The following is an 11,419-nucleotide window of genomic DNA, read 5'->3' as shown; positions in this document are numbered from 1 at the left end:
CGTTCATACTTCGAACCTCAAGGCTTCGACCGGATCGAGCTTGGAAGCGCGCATCGCCGGATAGACCCCGAAGAAAGTCCCGACCAGGAAAGCGACCAGGCAAGCCATGTAAACCGCCCCCCAGGCGATTACGGCGCTCATTTTCAGCCAGGCCATGATCCCCCAGGCGGCCAGCGTCCCGATCGTGATGCCGATCAGCGCCCCGCCCATCGTGATCAGGACCGATTCGATCACGAATTGCAGGAAAATATCGCGCCCTTTGGCGCCGATCGCCTTGCGGATGCCGATCTCCCGCGTCCGCTCGGTCACCGCGACCAGCATGATGTTCATGATGCCGATCCCGCCGACCAGCAGGGAAATGGCCGCGATCGCCGAAACGATGCCGGTCATGGCGTTTAAAATATTATTAATGATATCGATCATTCCCTGCTGGGTATGGATGTGAAAGTCTTCTTTGCGGTGGCGCGCGATCAGGATCTTTTTTATCTCCTGCACCGCCTGCGGCACCTGGTTTTCGTTATCGACCGTCACGAACATCTCCCAGATCTTATTGGTCCCCAGGACCAGTTCCGACAGCGTTGACGGGATCAGCACCATGTCGTCCATGTCGTAGGTCAGCATCGTCCCCTTCTCTTCCAGCTGGCCGACTATCTTGAAGCCGATGCCGTTGATCTTGATGTTCTCGCCGACCGGCGTGCTTTCACCGAACAGATTGCGCGCCACCGTTTTACCGATGACCGCCACCCGTTTGCGCCCGGCATCCTCGGCGTGGGAAAAGAAGCGTCCGACGTCCGCTTTTTGTTTATAAGCGTATGGATAATCGGCCGACACGCCGAGCGTGTAACCCGGTTTGTATTCTTTTTTCCCGTAGTTCAGCCGGCCCCGGCCGACGAATTCGGTCATCAGGTACTCGAGATTATTGACCTTGGCCCGCAAGGCCTGGCCGTCGGCGTAGGTCAGGCTCATCTCCATCGTGTGCGAATTCTCTTCGCCGGGATTGATCGTAATGCTGTTGGAGCCGACGCCCCAGCTGCCGACTTGGTCTAAAATGTAGCTTTTCGCCCCCTCGCCCATCGAGACCAGGGTGATGACCGCCGCGACGCCGATGATCACGCCGAGCATCGTTAGGAGCGAGCGGGTCCGGTTCGCCAGCAGCGAAGCGGCCGAGATCTTGAAAGGTTCGACCAGGTTGATCATTTTACCGGTTCGTCGGAAACGATCAATCCGTCTTTCAGGCGGACAATGCGCTTGCTGTGGTCGGCGATCTCCTGATCGTGGGTAACAATGATCAAGGTGATCCCCTTGCGGTTCAATTCCTTAAAAAGACGAATAATCTCTTCGCCGCTGCTCGAATCGAGGTTCCCGGTCGGCTCATCAGCTAAAATGAGCGAGGGATCATTGGCCAGCGACCGGGCGATCGCCACCCGCTGGCTCTGCCCGCCGGAGAGCTCCGACGGCTTGTGGTACATCCGTTCCTTGAGCCCGACGATCTCCAGCAGCTTGGCGGCTTTTTCCCGCCGCTCCTCAAAACCGATGCCGGCGTAAATCAGCGGCAGTTCAACATTTTCAATGGCGTTCAGCTTCGGGAGCAGGTTGAAAGTCTGGAAAACGAAACCGACCTTCTTGTTGCGGATCTCCGCCAGGCTGTTGTCATCAAGCTCGTCAACATCGACCTCATCCAACCGGACATCGCCGGCCGAAGGCCGGTCAAGACACCCGAGGATATGCATCAGGGTCGATTTACCGCAACCGGACGGGCCCATGATCGAGACGAACTCGCCTTTTTCGATCCGCAGGTTGATCCCGCGCAGGGCGTTGACCTCGACCGTCCCCATCTGGTAGGTCCGTCTGACGTCGGTGATCCGGACGACCGGCTGGCCGCTGTTAGCGCTCAATCTTGACCCTCCCCCTGTCCTTCAGCTTGGTCACGTTGCTGACCGCCAGCAGATCACCGGCACTGAGTCCCGATACCGCTTCCACGCTGCTGAACGAGCGGATCCCGATCTCGATCTTGGCCTCCCTGACCCGGTTGAACTTGTTGACCAGATAAACGAACGAACTGTCGTTCTTGCTGACCAGCGCTTCGCGCGGCACGATCAGGGCACGGTCGTTCTTTTTGGTGGCGATGTCGACGTTGACCGACATGTTGACCTTGAGCTCGCGGCTGCCGTCCAGAAAACGGATCTTACAGGGGAACACGTACGATTCCTCGTCCATTTTCACCCGGCCGCCGACCTTGCGCAGCTCCGCCAGCGGGGCGATCCAGTAGATCTCCCCAGCAAAGACCTTGTCCGGATAGACGTCGGAAGTGATCTTGACCTTGTCCCCCATCCGCACGTTGCCGATATCGATCTCGTCGATCTGGGCGTTGACCCAGGGCCGGGAGTAATTGACCACGACGATCGCCGGTTGTCCGGGGGTCGCGGTCTCGCCCGGGTCGTAATTGACCTTGGCGACGATCCCGTTGGCCGGCGCCACCAACCTGGTCGTATCGTCAAATTCCGCGAGCGTTTGCCCGCCGTAGACCCGTTGGCCTTCCCGTACGTTGATCACCATGATCTTGCCGCCCATTTTCGGGCTTAATTCGTAGACCGGGGCGTCGACGATCCCGCTGGCGGTCACGACCTGTTCGATCGGCCCTTCGACAACGGTCGCTACTTTAACGCCGACCACGTCGCGGTTATACCAGTTGTAACCGGACCAGCTCACCAGCAACAAAACCAAGCCGCCGACGATCCACATCCACCTTTTCATTTGGAACTTGTTGTTTGCCATTTTACAATACCTCTTTTCCGATCACTTTATTGATCTTCGCTTTGGCGATCTCGACATTGAACAGCGCCTGTAAATTGTTGACCCGGGCCTGATTGAGCGCGACCTGCGCGTCGATCACTTCCAGGTTGGTCCCGACGCCGGACTGGTAGCGCGTCGAGGAAACTTTGTAGCTTTCTTCGGCGGAATCGACCGCTTTTTGGGTCGAGCCGATCGTGTCCAGCGTCGCCTTGAGGCTGAGCAGCGCGTCCCGGACCTCCAGCGCGATCCCGTTCCGGACCTGTTCTTCGGTCGAGCGCTGCGCGTCCAGGTTGGCAGAAGCTTCCCGGATCCGGTTTTCCCGGCCTAAACCGTCGAACAGCGTCCAGGAGCCGGCGCCGGTGACCCGCCAGCTGTTGACGTCGAACTTGTACGCCGGATATTCGGAGATCTGGTTGCCGGTCGAAGCCGAGAGCAAAACGGTCGGCAAGTATTCCGACTGATAAAGCCGCAGCGTATCTTCGCTGATCCCGGTTGTCAGCAGGAATTGCTGCCAATCCGGCCGGCTGGCATAAGCCTGGCCGAGCAGGTCCTTGTAAGACGGCAGGCCGGCGATCTTGCCGGTAAAGCCCTCTTCCTTGATCGCGACCGGCTGTTCCAGGTCGTTCCCCAGCGCATTGTTAAAAGCATCTTTGGCCAGCTCAACCCCGTTCTTCGCCTGGGTCAGGGCGACCTCGGAATTAGCGACCTGGACCTCCGTCCGGAGCAAGTCGGCCTTAGTCACGACCCCGGCGTTCAGCATCGACTGCACCTGCTGCTGGTGCGATTGGGCCATTTGCAGGGATTCCTCGGACAATTTGGCCAATTTTTGGGCCGCCAGGACTCCGTAGTAAGACTGCGTAACATTATATGAAGTGTCGATCACGGTCCGCCGCAGGTCCTGCTGGGCCAGGTCGGCGCCCCGCTTGGCAATGCTGTAGCCGGGGACCAGCGCCGCCACAAAGAGCGGCTGGGACAGCGACCCCTGCAGGGACTTGCTGGTCATCACCGCGTCGGTGCCAAAGGTCATGTTCTGGGTGACCACTCCCATCGTGGTCGGAGTGGTAATTTGGACGGTCGATGGCTGGGCATAAGATCGGCCCAGCGAACCGTCGATCTTGACCGTTGGGAAAAATGAGCCGATCGCCTGGTTAAGCTTGGCGCCGGCCGCGACCGCCTTTTTCTGGGAAGCCAGGACGGCCGGGTTCTGTTTGAGCGCCAGGCTGACGCTGTCGCTCAAGGTCAACGCCGGCGCCGCCGTGGCCAGGGCCAAAGACAGGAAAACGGACAGGATAACCGCGTTTTTTGTCATGCTCATAATTTTACCTCACCCTTTCCCGGAGAGCAATTTTTTCATCTTGCCGATATGGGCCGTCACTTTTTTAAACATAATATCCATGTGCCGGGCATGGACGAAGACCAACCCCATCATCCCCAGTCCCTGCAGGACAACCAGTTTATCCCCCGCTTTGATCTTAAAATCGCGGCGGGCCTTGGCCGGGATCACGACCTGGCCGCGTTCGCCGACCGTCACCGTGTCGTAAAAGATTCCTTCCATAACGCTGCCTCCTTAATGCATGGGATAATATGAATGGTATGATATATCATACCATAACCGGCGGCGCCTGTCAAGCCTTAATCCAGCTTGCGGCGGAATTCCAGGACGCTGGCGGTCAAAAGGGCCACCCCGAAGACCAGCAGGGCCAGCACGTTAAGCCAGAGGTATTCCATCCCTACCCCTTTCAGGAACAGCCCCCTGACTATTTCCAGAAAGTAGCGGGCGGGGATGAAATAGGTCACCAGCTGGATCGGCCCCGGCATGTTGGCGATCGGGAAGATGAAACCGGACAGGATAATGGAGGGGATCATCACGAACAGCGCCGCCATCATCGCCTGGCGCTGGTTGGCGGAGACGATGGAGATAAAAACGCCCAACCCCAACCCGGTCAGCAAAAATATCCCCCCTAACCCGAACAACAGCAGCGTACTTCCCCGCATCGGCACCCAGAACCACCACCGGGCGACCAGGTAAACCAGCACGATATCGATCAAGGCGACGATCGAGAACGGCAGCAATTTGCCCAGGATCAGCTCCGTCGGCCGCAGCGGAGTGACCAGCAGCTGTTCTAATGTCCCTTTTTCCTTTTCCTTGACGATCGAAAACGAGGTCAGGAGCATGCTGATGATCATCAGGACCAGGGAAAAGATCGCCGGCACCATGAAATTAACGCTTTTCATCTCCGGGTTGTACCAGATCCGCGGCCGGAGATCGACCAGCGTAAAAACGTCGGCCGGCATGCCGGCCTGAGTTAGCCGCTGTTCCAGCAAAACGCCGGCGTTCCGGTAATTGATCTGTTCGACGTAGCCGGCAATGATCGTGGCCGAGGAAGAATTAACGCCGTCGATGATCGCTTGCACGTCGACCGGCTCCCCCCGGACGATCCGGCGGCCGAAATCGACCGGGATCTTGAGGGCAAGCTTGGCCTCTCCCCCGTCCAAGAGCGCCGCGATCTCCCGGTCGTTCTTCACCCGATATTTGAGGTCAAAGTATCCGGAATTCCGGTAACTGTTGAGATAAGCACGGCTATAAGCGGAATTATCCTGATCAAGGACGGCCGTCGCCACGTTCTTGACGTCGGTCGAAGCGACGTAGCCGAGGATGATCAACTGGATGACCGGCGCCAGGATCGCCACTCCCAGCATCCGCCGGTCGTGCAGCAGCTGCCACAGCTCTTTCCTGATAAAATGAGCCAACCGGTTGTCGATCATTCCACCCTCTTCTTGAAACGCCGCTCACTGGCCAGGACCACCAGGCCGGTCAAAAGCGTCAAAGCCAATATACTTGGCCACAGCTGGGGCAACCCGACCCCCTTGAGGAAGATCCCCCGTAATATCACCAGGAAATAGCGGGCCGGCAGGAAAAGCGAAAAGACCTGCAGCGGCCACGGCATATTTTCGACCGGAAAAATAAAACCGGAGAGCAGGGTGGTCGGCAGCAGGGTGATCAGCATCGCGGTCATGATCGCTTCGGGGCTGGTGCGGGAGTTGACCGAGATCAGAAGGCCGATCGCCATCGAACCGAACAAAAAGATGAACGAACTGACGGCCAGCAGAAGCAGGTCCCCCTTGATCGGCACCCGGAACCAGTAGTGGCCGACCGCGATCACCAGCAGGATATCCAGGAAAGCGATCAGGCTGTAAGGGAGGAGCTTGCCGACCATCAGCTCCGTCTTGCGCACCGGGCTGATGACCAGTTTTTCCATCGTCCCCAGCTCCTTTTCCGAGACGATAATGACCGACGTCAAGGCGGCCGAGATCAGCATCAGAATGACGCAGATCAACCCGGGGATAAAAAAGTTCAGGCTGCGCAGGTCCGGATTGTACCAGACGCGGGTCCGCAGGCCGATCGGGCTCAGGCCGACGGCCTTGACCTTGAAACGGACCATCTTCGCGGCGATCAGCCGGCGCTGCAAATCTTCGGTGATGCCGTTCAGGTAAGTTAACGCCGCAGAAGCGACGGTCGGATCGGTCCCGTCCAGGATGACCTGGACCTCGGTCCTGATCCCCTTTTTCACGTCGTTGCTGAAATCGGCCGGGATGTTCAGGATCACTTTCGCCCGGTTGCCGTCCAGCCGGTCCGCGAACTGTTGGCTGGAGCTGAGGTGCTCGACCAGGTCGAAATAACCGGCCCGGGTAAAGCCGGAGATCAACTCGCGGCTGGCCGCGCTCCGGTCCTGGTCCAGGACCGCCAGCGGCAGGTGTTTGACGTCGAACGAGACCGCGTAGCCGAACAGGACCAGGAAAAAGATCGGGAAGCAGAGGATCATCAGCAGGGTGCGCGGGTCGCGCACGATGTGCAGATACTCTTTGCAGGCGATGGCCCAGGTCCGCCGGTTCATCGCCCCTCCTACTCCAGGCTTTTACGGAAACGGGCGACGCTCAGCATGATCAGGGCCACTCCCAGGACAAGCAGCGGCCAGGTCTGGACCCAGAGATAATGCATCCCGACCCCCTTGAGGAACAGGTTGCGGACGATCTCCAGGAAATAGCGGGTCGGCATCAGGTAAGTCAATAATTGGATCGCCCACGGCATATTGGCGATCGGGAAAGTGAAGCCGGAGAGCATGAACATCGGCGCGGTGACGATGTTATTGGTCATCGACGCCTGCCGCTCGGTCCGGGAGAACGCGGAAACCAGCAAACCGAGGCCGAGACCGGACAGGATAAAGATCGCGCTCAGCCCGAACAGGAGCAAAATGCTGCCGCGCATCGGCACCTGGAACCAGAACCGGGCGATCAGGAAAACCAGGGCGACATCGATCATGGAAAGGATCGCGTAGGGGAGCATCTTCCCCATGATGAGCTCGAACGGTTTTAGCGGCGTCACCGCCAGCATCTCCATCGTCCCTTTTTCCTTCTCCTTGACGATCGACGAGGCGGTCAGCATCATGCTGATGATCAAAAGGAGCTGGGCAAAGATCGACGGGACCATGAAGTTGATGCTTTTCAGGTCCGGGTTATACCAGATGCGCAGACGCAGGTCGAGCGGGGGCGGCGCGTTGGACAGCAGTCCGGCCCGGGACAGCCGCTGCTGCAGATAATTCTGGCTGGCGGCAAAATCGATCTGGGTCAAATATCCCTGGACGATCGTGGCGAACGAGGAATTGGAACCGTCAATGTCCGCCTGGACCTGGGTGGTCTCGCCGCGCAGGATCCGCCGGCTGAAGTCATAGGGGATATGCAGCCCGACATCGGCCTGGTCGCTGTCGATCATCCAGGCGATCTTTTTATCACTGTCAACATAATAATCCAGATCAAAATAACCGGAATTAGCCAGGCTTTCCAGGTAGTTCCGGCTGTAAGCCGACCTGTTCTCATCAAAAATAACGGTCTTAACGTGCTTGATATCGGTCGAGGCGACGTAACCGAGGATGATCAGCTGGAGGGCCGGCGCCACCAGGGCGATCGCCAGCATCCGCGGATCATGGAAGAGCTGCCGGAATTCCTTCCGGACAAAATGGGCGATCCTGCTGTCCAACCATTTGCTAATCAAGGCGTTTCTTAAAGCTCCTGGTGCTCTGGTAAAGGTTATAGACCGTCAGCGCGGTCATCATCGCGAACGGCTGCCAAAAACACTCCAACCCCACCCCTTTCAGGTAGATCGCCCGGAGGATATCGATAAAGTAACGGGCCGGAATTATTAAAGAAAGCGCCTGCAGCGCCCACGGCATGTTGCCGATCGGAAAAATAAAACCGGAAAGGAGGATCGACGGCAGCATCGTCGTCAGCGTGGCCAGCTGCATCGCCTCCTGGCTGGACTTGGCGCCGGTCGAGATCAGGATCCCGAAGCCCATCGCCCCCAGCAGATAAATAAAAGCGCAAACCAGGAGAAGGAGATAATTACCTTTGACCATCACCCCAAAAAGGAGGAAACCGACCACCGTGACCACAATGACGTCGAGAAAAGCGACAATCACGTAGGGCAAGACCTTGCCCAGCATCAGTTCATTCTTGCGAATCGGGCTGACGATCAGCCCTTCCATCGTCCCCTGCTCTTTTTCGGAGACGATCGCCAGCGAGGTCAGCGTCGCCGAGATCTGCATCATGATCACCGCGATCAGGCCCGGGATGTAAAAATTAACGCTTAACAGGTCCGGGTTATACCAGATCCGCTGGGCCAGATCGATCGGGTCGTTTCCCGCCTGGGCCATACCGTGGCGCTGAAAAAGCAGGGCGAGCCGGTCCTGATAATAGGTCTGGAAGATCCCGGAAACGTAGCCGATCGCCGATGACGCCCAGGTCGGATCGGAGCCGTCGACCAGCACCTGGACCTGCGCCTGTTTGCCGGAGCTGAGGTTGCGGGCATAATCGGGCGGGATGTCGATGATCACCCGAAGCTTGCCGGCGTCCATCCGGTCCCGGAACTGTTCGCTCGACTTAAATTCTTCGATCAATTGGAAATAACCGCTGCTGGTAAAGCGTTCGATGAATTGACGGCTCTCCTGGGTCCGGCTTTGATCGTAGACCCCCAGCGGCACATTGCGGACGTCAAAAGAGGCGGCGTAGCCGTAAAGGATCAGCATCAAGACCGGCAGGGCGATCATCATCGCCAGGGTCAACGGATCGCGGAAGAGATGGGTGAACTCTTTTTTAACGATCGGGATCAGCCGCCGCCAGGACATTATTTGCCTCCGGCTTTAGCCCGGGCCGCTTGCTCGACCCGAAAAACAAAGACATCCTCAAGGGACGGGGTGATCTTTTCGATCCGGGCGACGTTCAACCCTTTGCCGGTCAGGACTCCCCGGATCTCGGCGATCGCGCTCTCCTGCTCCACCATGGTATGCAGGAAAACGCCGTAAAGGGCCACATCGCCGGCGACCTTGGTCTCCCGCAGCGCTTCCAGGGCGATCATGACATTATCGCACTCGATCTCCAGCAGTGAGCCGGCGATCTGCGTTTTCAGGTTGGCCGGCGAATCGAGGGCGATCAGGTCGCCGGCGCTGATCATGGCGATCCGGTCGCAGCGCTCCGCTTCGTCCATGTAATGGGTGGTGACCAGGACCGTCACGCCGCGCTTGGCGACCGTATCGATCGCTTTCCAGAAAGCGCGGCGGGAGATCGGGTCGACGCCGGCGGTCGGCTCGTCCAGAAAGATGATCCGCGGGTCGTGGATCATGGCGCAGCCGAGCGCCAGGTGCTGCTTGAGCGCCCCGGCCAGGTCGCCGGCCATGACCCCTTCTTTCCCGACCAGGTCGGCCATCGCCAGGATCTCCGTTTTCTTCTTATCGCGGGTCTGGGGCTCGGTCTGATAAAGCCCGGCGTAAAGCTCAATGTTCTGCTCAACGGTCAGATCGTCATAGAGGGAAAATTTTTGCGACATGTAGCCGATATGCTGCTTGATCTGGTCGTTCTGCTTGCCGACCGCAAAGCCGCCGACCCGGGCGCTGCCGGCGGTCGGGTCGATCAGGCCGCAGAGCATCCTGATCGTCGTGGTCTTGCCGGCGCCGTTCGGCCCCAGAAAACCGAACACTTCTCCCTGGCCGACGTTGAAGCTGATCCGATTGACCGCGGTGAATTCGCCGAACTTTTTGACCAGCTCTTGGACTTCGATCGCCTGTTCGCTCATGCCGGCGTCCTGCCCTGTTCCACGATGTTGATAAAGGCCTCTTCCAGGGTCTTGGCCCCGGTCGATCGCTTGATCGCCTCCGGGGTATCGATCTGCAGCATCTTCCCTTCGCGGATCAGGCCGATCCGGTTGCAGCGCTCCGCCTCGTCCATGTACGGCGTGCTGACGATGATCGTCACGTCTTTTAAGCCGTAAAGGATCCGCCAGAACTCGCGGCGGGAGATCGGGTCGACGCCAAGCGTCGGTTCGTCGAGAAAGAGGACCTCGGGGGTATGGATCAGCATGCAGGCCAACGCCAGTTTTTTGTACATCCCGCCGGAAAGCTTGGCCGCCCGCCGGTCGGTGAATTGGAGCATGCCGGTAAATTTAAGCAATCCTGCCGCTTTCTGTTTCCTTTCTTCGCCTTTGGGCACGCCGTAAATATCGGCAAAAAAATCGATGTTCTCCTGGACGGACAGGTCGCCGTAGAGGCTGAACCGCTGGGGCATGTAGCCGATCCGGTCGCGGATCAACTCTTCCTGGTTGCGGACGTTAAGTCCCAGGACCAGGGCTTCGCCGGCGGTCTGTTCCATCGCGGTCGAAAGGATGCGCAGGGTGGTCGTCTTGCCCGCCCCGTCCGGCCCCACCAGCCCGAAGATCTCCCCTTTTTTGACTTGCAGATCGACCCCGGCCACCGCGGTCACGGCGTCAAATTTCTTGACCAGTCCCCGGGCTTCGATCGCGTAGTCCATTAAAATGCGGCGTCGGCCGGCATCCCCGGCTTCAACCTCTGGTCGGGATTGGGAATTTCCACTTTAATGCCAAAGACCAGCGTGGTCCGTTCGTCCTTGGTCTGGATCGCTTTGGGGGTGAATTCCGCCTTGTCGGAAATGTGGGTGATCTTCCCCGTGAAGGTCTGGTTCGGGTAAGCGTCGACCGTCACTTTGACCACGTCGCCGAGCTTGATCTTGCCGATATCCTTTTCATTGAGGTAGACCATCAGCTTGAGCAGCCTGATATCCGCCAGAGTAACTATCGGCGTGCCGAAGTTCGCCAGTTCGCCGACCTCGACCGCCTTGACCAGGACCACGCCGGAGATCGGGGCGGTGATATCGGTGTGGACAAAACCATCTTTGGCCTGGTCCAGGCCGGCCTGGGCCGCCTCATAATTCGCCTTGGCCGCGTCGTACTGCTGCGCGCTGATCATGTTGCTGCCGAACAGCTGCTTATTTCGGAGAAAATCGCTTTTCGCCTCGTCAAAGCGCGCCTGGGCGTTGAGCAACGCCGCCCGCGCGTCGGTCGGGTCGATCTTGGCGATCAGCGCTTCTTTCGAGACGCTGTCCCCCTCATCGTAATTGAGCGACAGGATATGGCCGGGCACCTTGCTGCTGACCACCACTTCGGTCGCCTCGATCGTCCCCGAAGCGGTCAAGCCCTGATCAAGGTACTGGGCGACGTAGAACCAGGCAAAAACCCCGACCGCCACGACCGCCACCGCTCCTAAAATCATCATCATCCGTTTAC

12 protein-coding genes are annotated in these 11,419 nt (G+C 58.6%); all 12 read right to left on the bottom strand.

All coding sequences use genetic code 11. The features are described 5' to 3' along the window. Positions 1–3: 3 nt before the first annotated feature. The gene (locus WC529_05925) at positions 4–1,197 is read right to left on the bottom strand and encodes an ABC transporter permease (GenBank protein MFA5113812.1); all 1,194 of its coding nucleotides are present in this window, start codon (positions 1,195–1,197) and stop codon (positions 4–6) included. Continuing rightward, the gene (locus WC529_05920) at positions 1,194–1,835 is read right to left on the bottom strand and encodes an ABC transporter ATP-binding protein (protein ID MFA5113811.1); all 642 of its coding nucleotides are present in this window, start codon (positions 1,833–1,835) and stop codon (positions 1,194–1,196) included. The genes WC529_05925 and WC529_05920 overlap by 4 nt, the downstream gene beginning before the upstream one ends. 49 nt (positions 1,836–1,884) lie before the next feature. Next, positions 1,885–2,754 (bottom strand): efflux RND transporter periplasmic adaptor subunit, encoded by an 870-nt coding sequence (locus WC529_05915; protein MFA5113810.1) that lies wholly within the window; start codon positions 2,752–2,754, stop codon positions 1,885–1,887. 22 nt (positions 2,755–2,776) lie between these two features. Then, a complete protein-coding gene (locus WC529_05910; protein MFA5113809.1) occupies positions 2,777–4,102 on the bottom strand; it encodes a TolC family protein in 1,326 nt (441 codons plus the stop codon). A gap of 15 nt (positions 4,103–4,117) precedes the next feature. After that, complete coding sequence (locus WC529_05905) at positions 4,118–4,348, bottom strand: AbrB/MazE/SpoVT family DNA-binding domain-containing protein (protein MFA5113808.1); 231 nt, start codon at positions 4,346–4,348, stop codon at positions 4,118–4,120. Positions 4,349–4,425: 77 nt separating this feature from the next. Beyond that, positions 4,426–5,559 (bottom strand): ABC transporter permease, encoded by a 1,134-nt coding sequence (locus WC529_05900; GenBank protein ID MFA5113807.1) that lies wholly within the window; start codon positions 5,557–5,559, stop codon positions 4,426–4,428. Then, positions 5,556–6,689, bottom strand: a complete 1,134-nt coding sequence (locus WC529_05895; GenBank protein MFA5113806.1) for an ABC transporter permease — start codon at positions 6,687–6,689, stop codon at positions 5,556–5,558. Before WC529_05895 ends, WC529_05900 begins: the two co-directional genes overlap by 4 nt. 8 nt (positions 6,690–6,697) lie before the next feature. Beyond that, positions 6,698–7,828 (bottom strand): ABC transporter permease, encoded by a 1,131-nt coding sequence (locus tag WC529_05890; GenBank protein MFA5113805.1) that lies wholly within the window; start codon positions 7,826–7,828, stop codon positions 6,698–6,700. Positions 7,829–7,835: 7 nt separating this feature from the next. After that, the gene (locus WC529_05885; protein MFA5113804.1) at positions 7,836–8,972 is read right to left on the bottom strand and encodes an ABC transporter permease; all 1,137 of its coding nucleotides are present in this window, start codon (positions 8,970–8,972) and stop codon (positions 7,836–7,838) included. Next, complete coding sequence (locus tag WC529_05880) at positions 8,972–9,916, bottom strand: ABC transporter ATP-binding protein (GenBank protein ID MFA5113803.1); 945 nt, start codon at positions 9,914–9,916, stop codon at positions 8,972–8,974. Before WC529_05880 ends, WC529_05885 begins: the two co-directional genes overlap by 1 nt. Then, positions 9,913–10,647 carry an ABC transporter ATP-binding protein gene (locus WC529_05875; GenBank protein ID MFA5113802.1) on the bottom strand — a complete coding sequence of 245 codons (735 nt, stop codon included), beginning with the start codon at positions 10,645–10,647 and terminating at the stop codon, positions 9,913–9,915. The genes WC529_05880 and WC529_05875 overlap by 4 nt, the downstream gene beginning before the upstream one ends. Further along, on the bottom strand, positions 10,647–11,411 hold the full coding sequence (locus WC529_05870; protein MFA5113801.1) for an efflux RND transporter periplasmic adaptor subunit: 765 nt from the start codon (positions 11,409–11,411) through the stop codon (positions 10,647–10,649). The genes WC529_05875 and WC529_05870 overlap by 1 nt, the downstream gene beginning before the upstream one ends. Positions 11,412–11,419: the final 8 nt, after the last annotated feature.

It is taken from the genome of Candidatus Margulisiibacteriota bacterium (assembly GCA_041650855.1).
In the GTDB taxonomy this organism is placed as follows: domain Bacteria; phylum Margulisbacteria; class WOR-1; order O2-12-FULL-45-9; family XYB2-FULL-48-7; genus JALOPZ01.
The sequence above is the reverse complement of the archived record's forward strand: the minus strand, read 5'-3'. Positions and strand labels throughout refer to the sequence as shown.

Bases quoted from the DNA above. Each gene is read 5' to 3' on its own strand.
- WC529_05880 (MFA5113803.1), bottom strand. From the start codon at position 9,916: ATGAGCGAACAGGCGATCGAAGTCCAAGAGCTGGTCAAAAAGTTCGGC.
- WC529_05915 (MFA5113810.1), bottom strand. From the start codon at position 2,754: ATGAAAAGGTGGATGTGGATCGTCGGCGGCTTGGTTTTGTTGCTGGTG.
- WC529_05900 (MFA5113807.1), bottom strand. From the start codon at position 5,559: ATGATCGACAACCGGTTGGCTCATTTTATCAGGAAAGAGCTGTGGCAG.
- WC529_05875 (MFA5113802.1), bottom strand. From the start codon at position 10,647: ATGGACTACGCGATCGAAGCCCGGGGACTGGTCAAGAAATTTGACGCC.
- WC529_05925 (MFA5113812.1), bottom strand. From the start codon at position 1,197: ATGATCAACCTGGTCGAACCTTTCAAGATCTCGGCCGCTTCGCTGCTG.
- WC529_05885 (MFA5113804.1), bottom strand. From the start codon at position 8,972: ATGTCCTGGCGGCGGCTGATCCCGATCGTTAAAAAAGAGTTCACCCAT.
- WC529_05870 (MFA5113801.1), bottom strand. From the start codon at position 11,411: ATGATGATGATTTTAGGAGCGGTGGCGGTCGTGGCGGTCGGGGTTTTT.
- WC529_05910 (MFA5113809.1), bottom strand. From the start codon at position 4,102: ATGACAAAAAACGCGGTTATCCTGTCCGTTTTCCTGTCTTTGGCCCTG.
- WC529_05895 (MFA5113806.1), bottom strand. From the start codon at position 6,689: ATGAACCGGCGGACCTGGGCCATCGCCTGCAAAGAGTATCTGCACATC.
- WC529_05920 (MFA5113811.1), bottom strand. From the start codon at position 1,835: ATGGGGACGGTCGAGGTCAACGCCCTGCGCGGGATCAACCTGCGGATC.
- WC529_05905 (MFA5113808.1), bottom strand. From the start codon at position 4,348: ATGGAAGGAATCTTTTACGACACGGTGACGGTCGGCGAACGCGGCCAG.